Annotated in this window: 27 protein-coding genes; 26 read left to right on the plus strand and 1 reads right to left on the minus strand. The window is 69.8% G+C overall.

The annotated features are described in order from the left end of the window. Positions 1-27 precede the first annotated feature (27 nt). The 26 genes from rpsC to truA all read left to right on the plus strand — a co-directional run bounded on the left by rpsC (position 28) and on the right by truA (position 14,594). Positions 28-879: a 30S ribosomal protein S3 gene (rpsC, locus tag ACGFI8_RS08825; RefSeq protein ID WP_392801982.1), complete on the plus strand. Its 852-nt coding sequence runs from the start codon at positions 28-30 to the stop codon at positions 877-879. Between the two features lie 3 nt (positions 880-882). Continuing rightward, a complete protein-coding gene (rplP, locus tag ACGFI8_RS08830; protein WP_350543396.1) occupies positions 883-1,308 on the plus strand; it encodes a 50S ribosomal protein L16 in 426 nt (141 codons plus the stop codon). Then, the gene (gene rpmC, locus ACGFI8_RS08835) at positions 1,308-1,547 is read left to right on the plus strand and encodes a 50S ribosomal protein L29 (RefSeq protein ID WP_259859806.1); all 240 of its coding nucleotides are present in this window, start codon (positions 1,308-1,310) and stop codon (positions 1,545-1,547) included. Before rplP ends, rpmC begins: the two co-directional genes overlap by 1 nt. 2 nt (positions 1,548-1,549) lie before the next feature. After that, positions 1,550-1,834: a 30S ribosomal protein S17 gene (gene rpsQ, locus ACGFI8_RS08840; protein WP_238007611.1), complete on the plus strand. Its 285-nt coding sequence runs from the start codon at positions 1,550-1,552 to the stop codon at positions 1,832-1,834. An 88-nt stretch (positions 1,835-1,922) separates the two neighbouring features. Further along, positions 1,923-2,291: a 50S ribosomal protein L14 gene (gene rplN, locus ACGFI8_RS08845; protein WP_033357657.1), complete on the plus strand. Its 369-nt coding sequence runs from the start codon at positions 1,923-1,925 to the stop codon at positions 2,289-2,291. 2 nt (positions 2,292-2,293) lie between these two features. Further along, complete coding sequence (gene rplX / locus ACGFI8_RS08850; protein ID WP_392801987.1) at positions 2,294-2,608, plus strand: 50S ribosomal protein L24; 315 nt, start codon at positions 2,294-2,296, stop codon at positions 2,606-2,608. Next, positions 2,608-3,171: a 50S ribosomal protein L5 gene (rplE, locus tag ACGFI8_RS08855; protein ID WP_392801990.1), complete on the plus strand. Its 564-nt coding sequence runs from the start codon at positions 2,608-2,610 to the stop codon at positions 3,169-3,171. Before rplX ends, rplE begins: the two co-directional genes overlap by 1 nt. A gap of 13 nt (positions 3,172-3,184) precedes the next feature. Further along, a complete protein-coding gene (locus ACGFI8_RS08860; protein ID WP_190249376.1) occupies positions 3,185-3,370 on the plus strand; it encodes a type Z 30S ribosomal protein S14 in 186 nt (61 codons plus the stop codon). 63 nt (positions 3,371-3,433) lie between these two features. Beyond that, a complete protein-coding gene (gene rpsH / locus ACGFI8_RS08865; protein ID WP_392801993.1) occupies positions 3,434-3,841 on the plus strand; it encodes a 30S ribosomal protein S8 in 408 nt (135 codons plus the stop codon). Between the two features lie 13 nt (positions 3,842-3,854). Next, positions 3,855-4,397 carry a 50S ribosomal protein L6 gene (gene rplF, locus ACGFI8_RS08870; protein WP_392801996.1) on the plus strand — a complete coding sequence of 181 codons (543 nt, stop codon included), beginning with the start codon at positions 3,855-3,857 and terminating at the stop codon, positions 4,395-4,397. Then, positions 4,394-4,789 (plus strand): 50S ribosomal protein L18, encoded by a 396-nt coding sequence (gene rplR, locus ACGFI8_RS08875; protein WP_392801999.1) that lies wholly within the window; start codon positions 4,394-4,396, stop codon positions 4,787-4,789. Before rplF ends, rplR begins: the two co-directional genes overlap by 4 nt. A 15-nt stretch (positions 4,790-4,804) precedes the next feature. Beyond that, positions 4,805-5,431: a 30S ribosomal protein S5 gene (rpsE, locus tag ACGFI8_RS08880; RefSeq protein ID WP_392802001.1), complete on the plus strand. Its 627-nt coding sequence runs from the start codon at positions 4,805-4,807 to the stop codon at positions 5,429-5,431. Between the two features lie 2 nt (positions 5,432-5,433). Then, entirely contained in the window at positions 5,434-5,616 is a 183-nt protein-coding gene (rpmD, locus tag ACGFI8_RS08885) for a 50S ribosomal protein L30 (protein WP_190249371.1), read from the plus strand. Positions 5,617-5,620: 4 nt separating this feature from the next. Beyond that, positions 5,621-6,079: a 50S ribosomal protein L15 gene (rplO, locus tag ACGFI8_RS08890; RefSeq protein WP_392802005.1), complete on the plus strand. Its 459-nt coding sequence runs from the start codon at positions 5,621-5,623 to the stop codon at positions 6,077-6,079. A 196-nt stretch (positions 6,080-6,275) separates the two neighbouring features. Further along, entirely contained in the window at positions 6,276-7,613 is a 1,338-nt protein-coding gene (gene secY, locus ACGFI8_RS08895; RefSeq protein ID WP_392802007.1) for a preprotein translocase subunit SecY, read from the plus strand. Continuing rightward, positions 7,613-8,266, plus strand: a complete 654-nt coding sequence (locus tag ACGFI8_RS08900; RefSeq protein ID WP_392802010.1) for an adenylate kinase — start codon at positions 7,613-7,615, stop codon at positions 8,264-8,266. The genes secY and ACGFI8_RS08900 overlap by 1 nt, the downstream gene beginning before the upstream one ends. A 20-nt stretch (positions 8,267-8,286) precedes the next feature. Next, on the plus strand, positions 8,287-9,132 hold the full coding sequence (gene map, locus ACGFI8_RS08905; protein ID WP_392802013.1) for a type I methionyl aminopeptidase: 846 nt from the start codon (positions 8,287-8,289) through the stop codon (positions 9,130-9,132). A gap of 69 nt (positions 9,133-9,201) precedes the next feature. Beyond that, a complete protein-coding gene (locus ACGFI8_RS08910; protein WP_392802016.1) occupies positions 9,202-9,690 on the plus strand; it encodes a DUF1707 domain-containing protein in 489 nt (162 codons plus the stop codon). A 210-nt stretch (positions 9,691-9,900) separates the two neighbouring features. After that, positions 9,901-10,122 carry a translation initiation factor IF-1 gene (infA, locus tag ACGFI8_RS08915; protein ID WP_007073013.1) on the plus strand — a complete coding sequence of 74 codons (222 nt, stop codon included), beginning with the start codon at positions 9,901-9,903 and terminating at the stop codon, positions 10,120-10,122. 81 nt (positions 10,123-10,203) lie between these two features. After that, positions 10,204-10,320, plus strand: coding sequence for a 50S ribosomal protein L36 (gene rpmJ, locus ACGFI8_RS08920; RefSeq protein ID WP_014687778.1), 117 nt, complete (start codon positions 10,204-10,206; stop codon positions 10,318-10,320). 179 nt (positions 10,321-10,499) lie between these two features. Then, on the plus strand, positions 10,500-10,880 hold the full coding sequence (rpsM, locus tag ACGFI8_RS08925; protein ID WP_392802018.1) for a 30S ribosomal protein S13: 381 nt from the start codon (positions 10,500-10,502) through the stop codon (positions 10,878-10,880). A 43-nt stretch (positions 10,881-10,923) separates the two neighbouring features. After that, a complete protein-coding gene (rpsK, locus tag ACGFI8_RS08930) occupies positions 10,924-11,334 on the plus strand; it encodes a 30S ribosomal protein S11 (protein ID WP_033357646.1) in 411 nt (136 codons plus the stop codon). Positions 11,335-11,353: 19 nt separating this feature from the next. After that, entirely contained in the window at positions 11,354-11,980 is a 627-nt protein-coding gene (rpsD, locus tag ACGFI8_RS08935) for a 30S ribosomal protein S4 (RefSeq protein WP_392802022.1), read from the plus strand. A gap of 137 nt (positions 11,981-12,117) precedes the next feature. Next, positions 12,118-13,140, plus strand: coding sequence for a DNA-directed RNA polymerase subunit alpha (locus ACGFI8_RS08940; RefSeq protein WP_363340519.1), 1,023 nt, complete (start codon positions 12,118-12,120; stop codon positions 13,138-13,140). A 30-nt stretch (positions 13,141-13,170) separates the two neighbouring features. Further along, on the plus strand, positions 13,171-13,713 hold the full coding sequence (rplQ, locus tag ACGFI8_RS08945; RefSeq protein ID WP_392802025.1) for a 50S ribosomal protein L17: 543 nt from the start codon (positions 13,171-13,173) through the stop codon (positions 13,711-13,713). 71 nt (positions 13,714-13,784) lie between these two features. Next, entirely contained in the window at positions 13,785-14,594 is an 810-nt protein-coding gene (gene truA / locus ACGFI8_RS08950) for a tRNA pseudouridine(38-40) synthase TruA (protein WP_392802027.1), read from the plus strand. Between the two features lie 4 nt (positions 14,595-14,598). Here truA and ACGFI8_RS08955 read toward each other — a convergent pair whose 3' ends face one another. Further along, a complete protein-coding gene (locus ACGFI8_RS08955) occupies positions 14,599-16,959 on the minus strand; it encodes a hypothetical protein (protein ID WP_392802029.1) in 2,361 nt (786 codons plus the stop codon). Positions 16,960-17,185 lie beyond the last annotated feature (226 nt).

Below are 17,185 nucleotides of genomic sequence, written 5' to 3' on the forward strand. Positions count from 1 at the left end.
GGCTGACGCCGAGGAAGGGACCGAGTAATGGGTCAGAAGGTTCACCCGCACGGGTTCCGGCTCGGCATCAGCACCGACTGGAAGTCCCGCTGGTACGCCGACAAGCTCTACAAGGACTACATCGCCGAGGACGTCAAGATCCGTCGGATGATGTCCAAGGGCCTGGAGCGCGCCGGCATCGCCAAGGTCGACATCGAGCGCACCCGCGACCGGGTCCGTGTGGACATCCACACGGCCCGCCCGGGCATCGTGATCGGCCGTAAGGGCGCCGAGGCGGACCGCATCCGTGCGGAGCTCGAGAAGCTCACCGGCAAGCAGGTGCAGCTCAACATCCTCGAGGTGAAGAGCCCCGAGTCGGATGCGCAGCTCGTCGCGCAGGGCGTGGCCGAGCAGCTGTCCAGCCGGGTCAGCTTCCGCCGGGCGATGCGCAAGGCCATGCAGTCGGCGATGAAGAACCCGCTGGTGCGCGGCATCCGGGTGCAGGTCTCCGGCCGCCTCGGCGGCGCCGAGATGAGCCGGACCGAGTTCTACCGCGAGGGTCGCGTCCCGCTGCACTCGCTGCGCGCGAACATCGAGTACGGCTTCTTCGAGGCGCGTACCACCTTCGGCCGCATCGGCGTGAAGGTGTGGATCTACAAGGGCGACGCCGTTCCGGGTCGCGAGGCGCCGGCCGAGGCCGCCCCCCCGCGTGGCCGTCGTGAGCGCGCCGACCGGCCCGAGCGGCCGCGTCGCGGGCGTTCCGGCTCCTCCGGCACGACCGCCGGTGGCACCGAGGCCGGTCGGGCCGCGGCTGCCGCGCAGGCCGCCGAGGCCGCCGGCGAGAGCGCACCCGCCGCCGAGGCGGCCGCCGCTCCGGCAGAGACGCAGCAGGAGGGCTGACGAATGCTGATCCCTCGTAAGCCCCCGAAGGGCTTCCGCAAGCCGCACCACCCGGACCGGCATGGTCCGGCCAAGGGTGGCACCCGCGTGGTCTTCGGTGAGTTCGGTATCCAGGCCCTTGAGCCCGCGTACATCACGAACCGCCAGATCGAGGCGGCGCGTATTGCGATGACCCGGCACATCCGTCGTGGTGGCAAGGTCTGGATCACGATCTTCCCGGACCGCTCCATCACCAAGAAGCCGGCCGAGACCCGGATGGGTTCCGGCAAGGGCTCGCCGGAGTGGTGGGTGGCCAACGTCAAGCCGGGCCGGATCCTCTTCGAGATGTCGTTCCCGAACGAGCAGATCGCCCGGGAAGCTATGCGTCGTGCGATCCACAAGCTTCCGCTGAAGTGCCGGATCGTCACGCGCGAAGGGGCTGATGTGTGATGGCCGCCGGTATCAAGGCGACCGAGTTGCGTGAGCTGTCCGACGAGGGCCTGGTCGAGAAGCTGCGGGAAGCCAAGGCGGAGCTGTTCAACCTCCGCGTCCAGTCGGCCACCGGGCAGCTGGACAACCACGGGCGCCTGCAGATCATCCGCAGGGACATCGCCCGGATCTACACGATCATGCGCGAGCGCGAGCTGGGTCTTTCGGCCGCGCCCGACGCTGTGGCTGAGGTGGCATGAGCATGAGCGAGCAGACGACCGAGTCGGGCACCGAGGTGCGCGGCCGCCGCAAGGTCCGCGAGGGCCTCGTGGTCAGCGACAAGATGAACAAGACCGTCGTCGTGGCGGTCGAGGACCAGGTCAAGCACCCGCTGTACGGCAAGGTCATGCGCCGCACCAGCAAGCTGAAGGCGCACGACGAGCAGAACGCGTGCGGCATCGGCGACCGGGTGCTGCTCATGGAGACCCGTCCCCTGTCGGCGACCAAGCGCTGGCGGGTCGTGGAGATCCTCGAAAAGGCCAAGTAAGGCCGCCGTTCCGCCAAGCTCGGCGCCGGATCTTGCCGACCATCTGCATGGCCCGGCGCCGAGAACTGGCAGACATTAGGAGACAAGCGTGATTCAGCAGGAGTCGCGGCTGCGCGTCGCCGACAACACGGGTGCCCGGGAGATCCTGTGCATCCGTGTACTCGGTGGCTCCGGCCGCCGCTATGCAGGCATCGGTGACATCATCGTGGCCACGGTGAAAGACGCCATCCCGGGCGCCGGCGTGAAGAAGGGCGACGTGGTCAAGGCCGTCGTCGTCCGGACCACGAAGGAGCGGCGCCGGCCGGACGGGTCGTACATCCGCTTCGACGAGAACGCCGCCGTGATCATCAAGGACGGCGGTGACCCCCGCGGTACCCGCATCTTCGGCCCGGTCGGGCGTGAGCTCCGGGACAAGCGTTTCATGAAGATCATCTCGCTCGCGCCGGAGGTGTTGTAGCCATGAAGGTGAAGAAGGGCGACACCGTCCTCGTCATCGCCGGCAAGGACAAGGGGCAGCGCGGCAAGGTGCTGACCGCCCTCCCGCGCGAGGACAAGGTCATCGTCGAGGGCGTCAACCGGGTCAAGAAGCACACCCGCATCCGCACCACCCAGCGGGGCTCGAAGACCGGCGGCATCGTGACGCAGGAAGCCCCGATCCACATCTCCAACGTGATGGTGATCGACTCGGACGGCCATGCCACCCGGGTCGGTTCCCGCGAGGACGAGAACGGCGTGAAGACCCGCGTGTCCCGCCGTAGCGGTAAGGAACTGTGATGACGACCGTCCAGAAGGTGAACCCGCGCCTCAAGCAGCGCTACCGTGATGAGATTGCCGGTGCGATGCGGGAGCAGTTCAAGTATGCCAACGTCATGCAGATCCCGGGCGTGGTGAAGGTCGTCGTCAACATGGGCGTCGGCGAGGCGGCCCGCGACTCGAAGCTGATCGACGGCGCGGTCCGCGACTTGGCCACGATCACCGGCCAGAAGCCGCAGGTCCGCCGAGCGACCAAGTCGATCGCACAGTTCAAGCTGCGCGAGGGCATGCCGATCGGTGCCAAGGTCACGCTGCGCAACGACCGCATGTGGGAGTTCCTGGACCGGCTGCTGTCCATCGCGCTGCCGCGTATCCGCGACTTCCGCGGCCTCGACGGGCGCAAGCTCGACGGCAACGGCAACTACACGTTCGGTCTCACCGAGCAGTCGGTGTTCCACGAGATCGACCAGGACCGCATCGACCGGCCGCGAGGAATGGACATCACCGTGGTCACCACCGCCCGCACGGACGAGGAAGGCCGCGCACTGCTCAAGCTGCTCGGCTTCCCCTTCCGTGAGAACTAGGGAGAACTGACCAATGGCGAAGAAGGCTCTCGTCCTCAAGGCCGCCGCGAAGCCCAAGTTCGCGGTCCGCGCGTACACCCGCTGCCAGCGCTGCGGCCGGCCCAAGGCCGTCTACCGCAAGTTCGGTCTGTGCCGCGTGTGCATCCGCGAGATGGCGCACCGTGGCGAACTGCCCGGCGTTTCCAAGGCTTCCTGGTAATCCTCCTTCGCCGTAGGCCCACCGAACCGGTGCGGAACCGCGGCGAGAAAGGCTGACAAACCCATGACCATGACCGACCCGATCGCAGACATGTTGACCCGTCTGCGCAACGCCAACCAGGCGTACCACGACCGGGTGTCGATGCCATATTCGAAGATCAAGGCGAACATCGCCGAGGTGCTCAAGTCCGAGGGCTACGTGTCCTCGTGGCTGGTTCAGGAGCCGGAGGACGGCAAGGTCGGCAAGACCCTCGTCGTCGACCTCAAGTACGGCCAGAACCGCGAGCGCAGCCTCGCCGGCATCCGTCGCGTGTCGAAGCCCGGTCTCCGCGTCTACGCGAAGTCGGTCGAGATGCCGCGTGTGCTCGGTGGTCTCGGCGTGGCCATCATCTCGACGTCCCAGGGGCTGCTGACCGACAAGCAGGCCCGCAAGCGAGGGGTGGGCGGGGAAGTCCTCGCCTACGTCTGGTAAGGGAAGGCATCACATGTCTCGAATCGGACGTAAGCCGATCACGGTGCCCGCGGGCGTCGAAATCAAGATCGACGGCCCGGTCGTCACCGTCAAAGGCCCCAAGGGTGAGCTTTCCCACACCCTCGCCGAGCCCATCTCGATGGAGCGGGCCGAGGACGGCACGTACAACGTGGTCCGCCCGAACGACGAGCGGAAGGCCAAGGAGCTGCACGGCCTGTCGCGCACGCTGGTCTCCAACATGGTGGTCGGGGTGACCGAGGGCTACCGCAAGAGCCTGGAGATCGCCGGCACCGGTTACCGCGTCACGGCCAAGGGCAGCGACCTTGAGTTCGCGCTCGGGTTCTCTCACCCGGTTGTGGTGACGCCGCCGGCCGGTATCACCTTCACGGTCGAGAAGCCGACGGTGTTCCACATCGCCGGCATCGACAAGCAGCAGGTCGGCGAGGTCGCCGCCAACATCCGCAAGATCCGTCCGCCGGAGCCGTACAAGGGCAAGGGCGTGCGTTACCAGGGCGAGGTCATCCGCCGCAAGGCCGGAAAGGCTGGTAAGAAATGAGCGCCACGCTGCTCAAGCGCCGCAACTCCGGCGGCGTTGCCGCCGCGCGCCGCACGGGGCGTGCTCGCCGGCACTTCCGTATCCGCAAGCACGTCAGTGGCACCGCCGAGCGTCCCCGCCTGGTGGTCACCCGCTCGCTGCGGAACATCACCGCGCAGATCGTCGACGACCTCAAGGGCCACACGCTGGCCTCGGCCTCGACGCTCGACGCGACCATCCGCGGCACCGATGGCGACAAGAAGGCGCAGGCCCGCAAGGTGGGCGCCCTCCTCGCCGAGCGGGCCAGGGCCGCGGGTGTCGGCAAGGTCGTCTTCGACCGTGGTGGCAACAGGTACGCCGGCCGCATCGCGGCCCTGGCGGACGCCGCCCGCGAAGCCGGACTCGAGTTCTGAGAAGGAGAAACGTTCATGCCTGGTCCTCAGCGCAGGGGCGGCGGGTCCGGTAACACCCAAGAAGGTGGTGGCGGCCGTCGCGAGAATCGTCGCGAGGGTGGCGGTCGCGGCAACGCGCCCGCCGAGAAGACCCCGCACCTCGAGCGGGTCGTCGCGATCAACCGCGTCGCCAAGGTCGTGAAGGGTGGTCGTCGCTTCAGCTTCACCGCCCTGGTCATCGTCGGCGACGGCGACGGCACGGTCGGCGTCGGCTACGGGAAGGCCAAGGAGGTGCCCGCGGCGATCGCCAAGGGCGTCGAGGAGGCCAAGAAGCACTTCTTCAAGGTTCCGCGGCTCGCGGCCACGATCCCGCACCCGGTGATCGGCGAGGACGCGGCCGGTGTGGTGCTGCTCAAGCCGGCCTCCGCCGGTACGGGCGTCATCGCCGGCGGCCCGGTCCGCGCGGTCCTGGAGTGCGCGGGCATCCACGACGTGCTCTCCAAGAGCCTCGGCTCCTCCAACGCGATCAACATCGTCCACGCGACGGTGGCGGCGCTGAAGAAGCTCGAGTCCCCGGAGGCGGTGGCCGCGCGCCGCGGCCTGCCGGTCGAGGATGTCGCGCCGGCCGCGATGCTGGCCGCTCGCGCCGGGGTGGGTGCATAGCCATGGCTCGTCTGAAGGTCACCCAGATCCGGTCAGAGATCGGCTCGAAGCAGAACCAGCGGGACACGCTGCGCTCCCTCGGGCTGAAGCGGATCCGCGACGTGGTCGTCAAGGAGGACCGCCCGGAGATCCGCGGCATGATCCACACCGTGACGCACCTGGTCACCGTGGAAGAGGTGGAGTAATCCGATGACGATCAAGCTGCACCACCTGCGGCCCGCCCCGGGCGCCAAGACCGAGAAGACCCGTGTGGGTCGCGGTGAGGGCTCCAAGGGCAAGACCGCCGGTCGTGGTACCAAGGGCTCGAAGGCCCGCAAGAACATCTCGGCGGCGTTCGAGGGTGGGCAGATGCCCCTCCACATGCGCCTGCCGAAGCTCAAGGGCTTCCGCAGCCGCAACCGCATCGAGTTCCAGGTTGTGAATCTTGCACGCCTCGCGGAACTCTTCCCGCAGGGCGGCGAGGTCGGCGTGGCCGATCTGGTCGAGGCGGGCGCCGTCCGCAAGGGCGAGCTCGTCAAGGTCCTCGGCGACGGGGAGCTCGGCGGCGTGAAGCTGCAGGTCAGCGCGCACAAGTTCAGCGCGTCGGCCAAGGAGAAGATCGAGGCGGCCGGCGGCTCTGTGCAGCTGCTCGGCGGCGAAACGGCATAGAGCGCTATCGTGGCGTCCACCGCTCCGGTGGGCGCCACGCGGCACCTCAAAAGCCGGACGTGATGTGCTCCGGACATCCTGTTAGAGTCCGTTGCGCAGAGACACGTTCGACTCATACGTTCGACAGTGTCAACCGCACCACCAGGACCCCACCTCGTCGGCCGAACGACCGGCCGCCTTGCGCAGGAGGATGAAGTTGCTCTCCGCCTTTGCCAGCGCGTTCCGTACGCCTGACCTGCGCAAGAAAATTCTGTTCACATTGCTCATGATCGGCATCTACCGGCTCGGCGCCACCCTGCCTAGCCCCGGGGTGTCGTACGGCAACGTGCAGAAGTGCCTCAACATCGTCGAGAACAGCAAGGACAACCAGGTCTTCACCTTGTTGAACCTGTTCTCCGGTGGCGCACTGCTCCAGCTGTCGGTGTTCGCGCTGGGCATCATGCCCTACATCACCGCGAGCATCATCCTGCAGCTGCTGACGGTGGTGATCCCGCGCCTGGAGCAGCTCCGCAAGGAGGGCCAGTCCGGCCAGGCGAAGATCACGCAGTACACGCGCTACCTGACGCTCGGCCTCGGCATCCTGCAGGCCTCGACGTTCGTCGCCCTGGCGCGGTCCGGCCAGCTCTTCGGCGGCGCGTGCGACCAGTCGCAGTACCCGATCATCCCGGACACCCACAAGATCCCGATGTGGCTGACGCTCACCGCACTGGTCGTCACGATGACCGCCGGCACCGGCGTCATCATGTGGCTCGGCGAGCTCGTCACCGACCGCGGCGTGGGCAACGGCATGTCGGTCCTGATCTTCACCTCGATCGCGGCCCGGCTGCCGATCGAGGGCATCCAGATCTGGCAGGACAACAAGACCACGTTCTTCGTGATCGTCGGCATCTCCGTCGTGGTCATCGCCTTCGTCGTGTTCCTCGAGCAGGCCCAGCGGCGCATCCCGGTCCAATACGCGAAGCGCATGATCGGCCGGCGCATGTACGGCGGCACCTCGACGTACATCCCGCTGAAGGTCAACCAGGCGGGCGTCATCCCGGTCATCTTCGCCTCGTCGCTGCTCTACATCCCGTCGCTGATCACCTCGTTCGCCGGCAGCGACTCGACGAACAAGGTGGTCCTCTGGATCGACCGCAACATCAAGCCGCAGGACAGCTACTGGCACATCGCGATCTACTTCCTGCTGATCATCTTCTTCACGTACTTCTACGTGTCCATCACCTTCAACCCGACCGAGGTGGCGGACAACATGCGGAAGTACGGCGGGTTCGTGCCCGGCATCCGCCCGGGCAAGCCGACGGCCGAGTACCTCAGCTTCATCCTCAGCCGCATCACCCTCCCGGGCGCGCTGTACCTGGGCATCATCTCGATCCTGCCCAACCTGCTCATCCAGATCGTGGGCGGCGGGCAGGCTCTGCAGAACTTCCCGTTCGGCGGCACCGCGGTGCTCATTATTGTTGGTGTGGGCCTCGAGACGGTGAAGCAGATCGAGAGCCAGCTGATGCAGCGCAACTACGAAGGGTTCCTCCGGTAGTGAGGCTGGTGCTGGTAGGTCCCCCCGGGGCGGGCAAGGGGACCCAGGCCGAGTACATCGCCGCGCACCTCGCCGTGCCCAAAATTTCCACGGGCGACATTTTCCGGGCCAACGTCGGGCAGGGCACCCCGCTCGGCGTCGAGGCGAAGCGGTTCATGGACGCGGGGCAGCTGGTGCCGGACGAGGTCACCATCAACATGGTGTCCGACCGGCTGGCCGAGGGCGACGCCCTCGACGGCTTCCTGCTCGACGGCTTCCCCCGCACGGTGCCGCAGGCCAACGCGCTGGACAAGCTCTTGGCCGACCTCGGCACCGGCCTGGACATCGTTCTGGAACTGGTCGTCGAGAACGAAGAGGTCATCCGCCGGCTCTCGGGCCGGCGGACCTGCCGTGGTTGCGGCAAGATCTGGCACGTCGAGTTCGACGCGCCCACGCACGACGGTGTCTGCGACCGGTGCGGCGGCGAGCTGTTCCAGCGCGACGACGACAAGGCCGAGACGATCGCCGAGCGTCTGAAGGTGTACGCCCGCGACACGTCGCCGCTGGTCGACTACTACGGCGCGCAGGGCAAGCTGGTGGGCATCGACGCCACGGGTCCCGTCGAGGACGTCACCGTGCGCGCGATCGACGCCCTCCGTTCCTACGGCGGCTGAGAGCGCGGCGGGTAAGTTTCATGGCCCACCAGGTCGAGATTGAACTCAAAACCCCGGAACAGATCGGCCTCATGCGCCGCGCCGGGCTCGTCGTCGCCGATGCGCTGGAGCGGATGCGGGCCGCGGTCGCGCCTGGAGTCTCCACCGCGCAGCTGGACTGCATCGCCGAAGAGACGATCCGCGCCGCGGGCGCCGTGCCGTCGTTCAAGGGCTACCACGGCTACCCGGCCTCGATCTGCTCGTCGGTCAACGACCAGGTCGTGCACGCGATCCCCAGCCCGCGCCAGGTGCTGCGCGAGGGTGACCTGATCTCCATCGACTGCGGCGCCGACCTCGACGGCTGGCACGGCGACGCGGCGATCACCGTCCCGGTCGGCGAGGTCCATCCGGACCTGCGCCGGCTCGTGCGGGTCGCCGAGGACGCGATGTGGGCCGGGATCGCCGCGGGGGCCCGCGGGGCGCGCTCGGGCCGGGGGCGGCTGACGGACATCTCGTTCGCCATCCAGTCCTCGATCCGCAAGGCGGGCCGGTACGGCATCGTCGAGGGCTACGGCGGCCACGGCATCGGCACCGCCATGCACCAGGACCCGTTCGTGCAGAACTCCGGCCGGCCGGGCAAGGGCCCGATGCTGCGGCCCGGCATGGCGCTCGCGATCGAGCCGATGGTCACCCGCGGCAAGCCGAAGGTCGCCGAGCTCGACGACGGCTGGACCGTGGTGACCGTCGACGGATCGGCCGCCGCGCACGTCGAGCACACGATGGCCTTCTGCGACGACGGCGTCTGGGTGCTCACGGCCCGCGATGGCGGCCGGGCCCGCCTGGGCGACCTGGTCACCGCCCGTGAGCCCGTGCCGGCGACCGAGTAAGGGAAAGACCGGGGTAGAGCCCCCTCCGGGCGCGGTGGGATGCTGTGTGCAGAGGGCGAAGGGGGAACGGTGGCGGACCGGCGGGAAGACCTGCGTGCGGCCGACGTGGACCGGCAGTTCGTGGCCGAGCGCCTGAAGGCGGCGCTCGACGAGGGCCGGCTGTCGCTCGGCGAATACGATGATCGCCTCAAGGAGACGTACGCGGCGCGCACCTACGGCGACCTGGACGTCATCCTCAAGGACCTGCCCGGCTTCCACCCGGTCGGCGGCTCCCGCGTCGAGCCGGCCGCGCCGGTCGCGGACGACCCGGACGAGCGGCCCGGCCGCTCCGACAGCCGCAACCCGAGGTGGCTGGTCGGCGTCTGGAGCGCCTGGTTTGTCGCGGTCTCGGTCAACGTGGTGATCTGGGCCCTCGTCAGCATCTCCAGCGGCGAGCCTGTGTACTTCTGGCCGATGTGGGTCGCCGGCCCCTGGGGCGCGGTGCTGCTCGCCTCCACCTTCTCGGTGAGGGCGCTCGGCAACGGTCCGGACAATCAAAAGCGCTACCGTGACAGTTAGACACCCCCGATTTGGTGCGCCGCCTTCTCCCGCGTAGACTTCCCCATTGGCGCAAAGCGTCCCCTCCGGCGTGCCTCCACGCGCTTCTAGTGGCATGACCGGAGCCGCGGCTGGCTCGAGATCTACGGCTCTGCTCAACGGCACTGCCGGTGGCCTCGAGAAACGGATGCAAGCGTCGACCACCAGACCCGATGTCAGGTAGCGGAGGACATGCCGAAGAAAGACGGGGCCATCGAGATCGAGGGCCGAGTGATCGAGCCACTCCCGAATGCGATGTTCCGGGTGGAGCTGGCCAATGGCCACAAGGTCTTGGCGCACATCAGCGGCAAGATGCGGCAGCACTACATCCGCATCCTGCCCGAGGACCGTGTCGTCGTGGAGCTGTCGCCCTACGACCTCACTCGCGGGCGCATCGTCTACCGCTACAAGTGATCGGTGTCGGTACCCAGGTAACGGTCGGGTTCTGCCGTGCCCGCTCGCAGCAGCGCGCACGCAGCGAGAGTTAGGCAAACCGTGAAGGTCAAGCCGAGCGTCAAACGGATCTGCAACAACTGCCGGATTATCCGGCGGCATGGCCGGGTCATGGTCATCTGCAGCACTGACCCGCGCCACAAGCAGCGCCAGGGCTGAGCCCCGGGCACTGCCGGATCCCACAGCAACACATTGCATTTGCCCGTTCCAGCCCCGGGCGGCCGCTTTCACGGCGGCGTGCGTGGGCTGCACCCCCGGTCGGAGGCCGGGGCCCGTCTGTGGGCAGACGGGAGCGGAGCGGGCACAGACCTCCGTACACACGAGGAGCACGCCCACTTATGGCACGTCTCGTTGGTGTCGATCTCCCGCGCGACAAGCGCGCCGAGATCGCACTCACCTACATCTACGGCATTGGGCGTACCCGCGCCGTCGAGACCCTGGCCGCCACCGGCATCGACCCGAACAAGCGGGCTCGGGACCTGACCGATGAAGAGGTCGTGCAGCTGCGCGACTACATCGAGGCCAACTACAAGGTTGAGGGTGACCTGCGCCGCGAGGTCGCCGCGGACATCCGCCGCAAGGTCGAGATCGGCTGCTACGAGGGCATCCGGCACCGCAAGGGCCTGCCCGTGCGCGGTCAGCGCACCCGGACCAACGCGCGCACCCGCAAGGGGCCGAAGCGCACGGTCGCCGGCAAGAAGAAGCCGGGCAAGAAGTAACAGCCGGTTCGAGATCAGAAACGTATCTAGGAGCGCATAGAGAATGCCGCCGAAGGCTCGCGCCGGCGCGACCGCTGTCAAGAAGGTCCGGCGCAAGGAACGCAAGAACGTCGCCCACGGGCAGGCGCACATCAAGAGCACGTTCAACAACACCATCGTGTCGATCACCGACCCGACCGGTGCCGTCATTTCCTGGGCGTCCGCCGGTCAGGTGGGCTTCAAGGGCTCGCGCAAGTCGACCCCGTTCGCCGCGCAGCTGGCCGCCGAGGCCGCCGCGCGCCGCGCGATGGAGCACGGCATGCGCAAGGTCGACGTCTTCGTGAAGGGCCCCGGCTCCGGCCGGGAGACCGCGATCCGCTCGCTGCAGGCCGTCGGCCTGGAGGTCGGGCAGATCTCTGACGTCACGCCGCAGCCGCACAACGGCTGCCGTCCGCCGAAGCGCCGCCGGGTCTAAGGGAAGAGACGAAGAGAACATGGCTCGTTACACAGGTGCCGACTGCCGTCGTTGCCGTCGCGAGAAGATGAAGCTGTTCCTGAAGGGCAGCAAGTGCGACGGGCCGAAGTGCCCGTTCGAGTCGCGCCCCTTCCCGCCCGGCCAGCACGGCCGTGGGCGTCCGAAGGAGACCGAGTACCTGCTGCAGCTGCGCGAGAAGCAGAAGGCCCGCCGCATCTACGGCGTGCTGGAGCGGCAGTTCGCCGGCTACTACGAGGAGGCCGTGGCCAAGCCGGGCAAGACCGGTGAGGAGCTGCTGAGGATCCTCGAGTCGCGGCTGGACAACGTCGTGTACCGCGCCGGGCTCGCGTCGTCGCGCGACATGGCCCGCCAGCTGGTCAAGCACGGCCACATCCTGGTCAACGGCCGCAAGGTCGACATCCCGTCGTACCGCCTGCGCGAGCACGACATCGTGCAGGTGCGCGAGAAGTCGCGGGAGCTCACCCCGTTCCAGATCGCGCAGGGCCTCGCGGGCAGCAAGACCGTCCCCGCGTGGCTGGAGTTCATCCCGAGCGAGTTCAAGGTCCTGGTGCACAGCCTGCCGGCGCGGCAGGTCATCGACACCCAGGTCCAGGAGCAGCTCATCGTCGAGCTCTACAGCAAGTAGCACCATTGTCGGCGGCGCCTGGTCTGGGTCGATCCTCGCGAAGCGTCATCGAGCCAGACTGGGCGTAGGCCGCTCATGGCCCCGCCGAAGCGGAGCGCGTCAAATAGCGGGCGCGCAACGAACTGGAGGAACAGAACGTGCTCATTTCCCAGCGGCCCAGCCTCGCCGAAGAGTCGATCAGCGAGGTCCGGTCAAAGTTCACCATCGAGCCGCTCGAGCCGGGCTTCGGTTACACGCTCGGCAACTCGCTGCGGCGCACCCTGCTGAGCTCCATCCCGGGCGCGGCGGTGACCAGCATCAAGATCGACGGCGTGCTGCACGAGTTCACCACGATCCCCGGCGTCAAGGAGGACGTGGTCGAGCTCGTCATGAACATCAAGGAGCTGTGCGTCAGCTCCGAGCACGACGAGCCGGTTTCGATGTACCTGCGCAAGCAGGGCCCGGGCGACGTCACCGCGGGCGACATCCAGCCCCCGGCCGGCGTCTCCGTGCACAACCCCGACCTCAAGCTGGCGACCCTCAACGGCAAGGGCCGGCTCGACATGGAGCTCACCGTCGAGCGCGGGCGCGGCTACGTGACTGCCAACCAGAACAAGCAGCAGGGTCAGGAGATCGGGCGCATCCCGGTCGACTCGATCTACTCGCCGGTGCTCAAGGTGACCTACCGGGTCGAGGCGACCCGCGTCGAGCAGCGGACCGACTTCGACCGGCTCATCATCGACGTCGAGAGCAAGGCGTCGCTGACCCCGCGCACCGCGCTGGCCTCGGCCGGCTCGACGCTGGTGGAACTGTTCGGCCTCGCCCGCGAGCTGGACGAGACCGCCGAGGGCATCGACATCGGCCCGTCGCCGCAGGACGCGCAGCTCGCCGCCGACCTGGCGCTGCCGATCGAGGAGCTGGACCTGACCGTCCGCTCCTACAACTGCCTCAAGCGTGAGGGCATCAACTCCGTCGGTGAGCTGATCAGCCGCACCGAGGCCGACCTCCTCGATATAAGGAATTTCGGTCAGAAGTCGATCGACGAGGTCAAGATGAAGCTCGCCGGGATGGGCCTGGGTCTCAAGGACTCCGCCCCGACGTTCGACCCGGCCCACGTCGTGGACTCCTTCGCCGAGGTGGACTACGACGCCGACGACTACCGCGAGACCGAGCAGCTGTAGCCCAGCCGCTGTATTAGAGGAGTCCCAACAATGCCCACGCCCACCAGAGGTCCCCGCCTCGGCGGCAGCCCCGCGCATGAGCGGCTGATGCTGGCGAACCTTGCCACGTCGCTGTTCAAGCACGGTCGCATCACGACCACCGAGACGAAGGCCAAGCGGCTGCGCCCGCTCGCCGAGCAGCTCATCACCAAGGCCAAGCGCGGCGACCTGCACGCGCGCCGTCAAGCGCTCTCCGTGGTGCGGGACAAGGACGTGGTGTTCACGCTGTTCGACCAGATCGCGCCGCGGTTCAGCAACCGTCAGGGTGGCTACACCCGCATCGTGAAGACGGGCCCGCGCAAGGGCGACGCCGCTCCGATGGCGATCATCGAGCTGGTCGAGGAGCTCGAGGTGGCCGCGCCGGCGGCGCCGCGCAAGGCCGCTCGGAAGGCCGCGAAGGCCGACTCGATCGCGGTGCTCGCCGGCGACGAGGCGGACGAGACCCCGGCCGCCAAGGCCGCGGACGAGGACGCCGCCGAGGCCAAGGCCGCCGACGAGGCGGACGAGGCGAAGGACGAAGAGACCAAGGCCTGATCACCGGTCAAGGTCCGTCGGCCCGGCACCCTTCGTGGGGTGCCGGGCTTTCCTTTGGGAGTTTGTACCGCATGAGCGTGCGCATCCGGCTCGACGTCTCCTACGACGGCACCGACTTCTCGGGCTGGGCCCTGCAGCCGGGCCGCCGGACGGTGGCCGGCGAGCTGCTGGCGGTCCTGGAGCGCCTCTTCGGCACGGTCGAGGGTCTGACCGTCGCCGGCCGCACGGACGCCGGCGTGCACGCCACCGGCCAGGTCTGCCACGCCGACGTGCCGGAGGAGCGCTGGGCGGCCCTCGAGCCGGCGCTGATCCGCAAGCTGGCCGGCCTCCTCCCGCCGGACGTCCGCGTCCTGGCGGCCCGCGCCGTCCCCGCCGAGTTCGATGCGCGCTTCTCGGCCCTGTCGCGCCGGTACGAGTACCGCGTCACGGACGCCCCGCACGGCTCCGCCCCGCTGCGCCGCCGCGACACCCTGGCCTGGCCCCGCCCGCTCGACCTGGAGCGGCTCAACGCCGCCGCCGCGGGCCTCGTGGGCGAGCACAATTTCGCCGCCTTCTGCCGCCGCAAGGAGCACGCGAGCACGATCCGCGCCGTGAGCCGCATGGACTGGCGCCGCGACCCGGACGGCACGCTGGTGGTCACCGTCGAGGCGGACGCGTTCTGCTGGTCGATGGTCCGCAGCCTGGTGGGCGCCCAACTGGTCGCGGGCGACGGCCGCCGCCCGCCGGACTGGCCGTCGACCCTGCTGACGCGCAGCGTCCGCGCCGACGAGGTTGTGGTCGCCCCCGCCCACGGCCTGACCCTGGTCGAGGTGACGTACCCGTCCTCGGCCGAGTCCTTCCGCGAGCGAGCCGTCCAGACCCGCCGCCGCCGCGACCTCTAGGGCACTAGCTCGGCGGTGGGGAGGCCGGCAGCGACGCCGCCCGGGTCGCCTCTGGCTGGATGATCGCGCGGTTCTCGATGATGCCGTTGTCCAGGTACGTCTCGACGATGTCGAACGTGATCTGGTTCGGGTACTGGTCGCCCTGGGCGAAGTTGTTGCCGTTGACGCGGGCGATCACGCAGTACGTGATGAAGTGGCCCTTGTAGTTCCAGCCCAGCTGCGTCGGCGCGCGGACCAGGGCGTCCGTGCCGGTGCCCACGCCCACGCTCATGCCGGCGAAGCGGCCCTTCTGGCCGTCGACGATTGGCTTGATGCTGTCGAAGGTCTGGGCGGCCACCTTCTCGTTGCTCAGGTTGAAAATCCCGGCCGTGACCAGGTACTCCTCGTTCGGCGACTTCATCGTCGCGCGCACGACCTCGCTGCAGCCCGCGTTGGCCAGCAGCGTCGCCAGCTCCTCGGTCGCGGCCACCTTGCAGTCGTTGGACGCCTTCGTCGCCATGATGACGTACGGCTGCTCGTCCGGCGCGGCCACGATGTTGTTGCTCGGGAACACCTCGGCCTCGGTCAGCGGCTTCGGGTCGACCTCGCGGCTGCTGATGTCGCGCTTCTTCGGCCCGGACGTCGTGCTGGACTTCGCCGAGTCCGGCCCGTTCTTCTCGTCCTTGAGGATGAACCAGGTGCCCATCCCGCAGGCGCCCAGCACCACGAGCACGGCCACGACGCTGAGCAGCGCCACCCAGCGGTGCGGCCGCGGGGCGGTGCCGGCCGGGCCGGCGACCGCGCGCGCCGGCGGCCCGCCGGGTCGCCCGCGGCCGCCGTCGCGATCGTCACGGTCGAGCCGGTCCGGGCGCCCGGGCTGGCCGGGCTGGCCGCCGGGCGGCTCGCGCAGCGCGCGGCGGGTGCCGCCGGAGCTGAAGTCGCCGGAGTACTCCTCGCTGCCGCGCCGCCCCTCGCCGCGCCTGCGGGCGGCGGAAGGATCGTCGTAGCCGGGCATCGCGTCGTCGAGCGTGCGGCGCTGGTGCGGCGGCTCGTCCAGCGCGGGCTGGCGGCGCAGGGCCTCCTCGCGCCGACGCGCGCCGCTGTCGTCGCGCCGGAGCGCCTCGGTGGCCGGCGGACCCGCCTGGAAGCCGACCTCGTTCGCGGCCCGGCCGCGCCGCCCGGCGCCGGTGTCGTCGCGGCGGGGCCCATCCTCGAAGCCCCGGCGGGGATCGTCCTCGAAGCCGCGCCGCGGGTCGTCGTCGAACGGTGCCCGCTGGCGCCGCACGCCGCTGTCCTCGCCGCGGCGGAACATGGTCGTCTCGCCCGCATACGGGGCGGCGGGCCCGGGCTCGACGCCGTAGACCCGCCCGGGGGTGCCCTCGTCATTGACGCCGGGGCGCTGCCGGCGCGCGCCGGTGTCCTCGCCGCGGCGGAACGTCGTGGTCTCGCCCGCGTGCGCGGCCCCGCGGCCCGCTGGGCCGGGCTCGCCGCCGAACCCGTTGCGGCGGGTGCCGGCCTCGTCGCGGTCGGCGGCGAAGGCCGGGGACTCGAAGCCGTTGCCGTTGTGGACCCCGGGCTCGTCGGACGCGGCACGGCGCCGCCCGCCGAGGTCGCCCGTGCGGCCGGCGACGTCGCCGGTCCTGGACGCGAGATCGCCGGTGCGGGATCCGAGGTCGCCGCCCCGGGGTCCCAGGTCGCCGGTGCGGGGTCCGAGATCTCCGGTCCGGGCGGCCAGGTCGCCGGTGCGCGGGCCGAACTCGCCGCTGTCGTCGCGGCGACGGCGGCCCGCGGGCTCGTCGGCGGCGCGGCGGCGGCCGCCCGTGACGTCGCCGGTGAAGGCGGCGGGCTGGTCGTCCTCCGCCGCGCGCCTGGACCGCCGACCGGCGCCGCTCGTCGGGGACGAGTCCGGGCGCATGTTCGGGAAGATCGGCACGAGCGGCGGGGGCTCGGTCTGCGGCTCCGCCGGCGCGAGCTCCGCGAGCGGCTTGATGATCGGTGTCAGCTGCGGGCCGTGATCATACGACTCCGAGGGGCCACGCTCCGCCTCGTCGCGTGCGCGGCGGCGGCCGCGGGACTCGGCGGGCGGCGGCTCGGCGGCGGCTCGGCCGGTCGGAGGGCCCGCCGGGGGCACGGAGCGCCCGTACGTGCCGCCGGGCGAATCGGCGGTGCCGCGGCGGCGGCCGGACGGGGCGGCCTCCGGTGCGGACCAGCCGTCGAGGTTGGGCCGGGCCGGCGGCGGGGCGGGTGGCAGGGCCGACGGGCCGAAGACGCCGCTGGGGGAGTCGTCGCGGGAGCGCCGGCCGCCGCGCTGGGGCGAACCCGGTGCGCGGGACTCGCCGCTGCCGTCGTACCCGCCCGGGCGGTCGGCAGACCGAGGCCGCTCCATCGCCGTGGTCCGATCGGCCGCGCTGGGCCGTTCCGGCGGTCCGGGCCGATCGAAGGAGCCGGGCCGTTCCGGCGGGCCGGGGCGGTCGAAGGAGCCGGGCCGTTCCGGCGGGCCGGGACGGTCGAAGGATCCCGAGCGTTCCGGCGGCCCGGGGCGGTCGAACGAGCCGGGCCGTTCCGGTTGGCCGGGGCGATCGAAGGGGGCCGGCTCGGGCGGAGGAGCCGCG

Source organism: Dactylosporangium sp. NPDC048998, assembly GCF_043197855.1.
In the GTDB taxonomy this organism is placed as follows: domain Bacteria; phylum Actinomycetota; class Actinomycetes; order Mycobacteriales; family Micromonosporaceae; genus Dactylosporangium.

Excerpts from the sequence above, each read along its gene's own strand:
- rpsC (WP_392801982.1), top strand. The coding sequence starts at position 28 with ATGGGTCAGAAGGTTCACCCGCACGGGTTCCGGCTCGGCATCAGCACC.
- rplP (WP_350543396.1), top strand. The coding sequence starts at position 883 with ATGCTGATCCCTCGTAAGCCCCCGAAGGGCTTCCGCAAGCCGCACCAC.
- rpmC (WP_259859806.1), top strand. The coding sequence starts at position 1,308 with ATGGCCGCCGGTATCAAGGCGACCGAGTTGCGTGAGCTGTCCGACGAG.
- rpsQ (WP_238007611.1), top strand. The coding sequence starts at position 1,550 with ATGAGCGAGCAGACGACCGAGTCGGGCACCGAGGTGCGCGGCCGCCGC.
- rplX (WP_392801987.1), top strand. The coding sequence starts at position 2,294 with ATGAAGGTGAAGAAGGGCGACACCGTCCTCGTCATCGCCGGCAAGGAC.
- rplE (WP_392801990.1), top strand. The coding sequence starts at position 2,608 with ATGACGACCGTCCAGAAGGTGAACCCGCGCCTCAAGCAGCGCTACCGT.
- ACGFI8_RS08860 (WP_190249376.1), top strand. The coding sequence starts at position 3,185 with ATGGCGAAGAAGGCTCTCGTCCTCAAGGCCGCCGCGAAGCCCAAGTTC.
- rpsH (WP_392801993.1), top strand. The coding sequence starts at position 3,434 with ATGACCATGACCGACCCGATCGCAGACATGTTGACCCGTCTGCGCAAC.
- rplF (WP_392801996.1), top strand. The coding sequence starts at position 3,855 with ATGTCTCGAATCGGACGTAAGCCGATCACGGTGCCCGCGGGCGTCGAA.
- rplR (WP_392801999.1), top strand. The coding sequence starts at position 4,394 with ATGAGCGCCACGCTGCTCAAGCGCCGCAACTCCGGCGGCGTTGCCGCC.
- rpsE (WP_392802001.1), top strand. The coding sequence starts at position 4,805 with ATGCCTGGTCCTCAGCGCAGGGGCGGCGGGTCCGGTAACACCCAAGAA.
- rpmD (WP_190249371.1), top strand. The coding sequence starts at position 5,434 with ATGGCTCGTCTGAAGGTCACCCAGATCCGGTCAGAGATCGGCTCGAAG.
- rplO (WP_392802005.1), top strand. The coding sequence starts at position 5,621 with ATGACGATCAAGCTGCACCACCTGCGGCCCGCCCCGGGCGCCAAGACC.
- map (WP_392802013.1), top strand. The coding sequence starts at position 8,287 with ATGGCCCACCAGGTCGAGATTGAACTCAAAACCCCGGAACAGATCGGC.
- infA (WP_007073013.1), top strand. The coding sequence starts at position 9,901 with ATGCCGAAGAAAGACGGGGCCATCGAGATCGAGGGCCGAGTGATCGAG.
- rpsM (WP_392802018.1), top strand. The coding sequence starts at position 10,500 with ATGGCACGTCTCGTTGGTGTCGATCTCCCGCGCGACAAGCGCGCCGAG.
- rpsK (WP_033357646.1), top strand. The coding sequence starts at position 10,924 with ATGCCGCCGAAGGCTCGCGCCGGCGCGACCGCTGTCAAGAAGGTCCGG.
- rpsD (WP_392802022.1), top strand. The coding sequence starts at position 11,354 with ATGGCTCGTTACACAGGTGCCGACTGCCGTCGTTGCCGTCGCGAGAAG.
- rplQ (WP_392802025.1), top strand. The coding sequence starts at position 13,171 with ATGCCCACGCCCACCAGAGGTCCCCGCCTCGGCGGCAGCCCCGCGCAT.
- truA (WP_392802027.1), top strand. The coding sequence starts at position 13,785 with ATGAGCGTGCGCATCCGGCTCGACGTCTCCTACGACGGCACCGACTTC.
- ACGFI8_RS08955 (WP_392802029.1), bottom strand. The coding sequence starts at position 16,959 with ATGGAGCGGCCTCGGTCTGCCGACCGCCCGGGCGGGTACGACGGCAGC.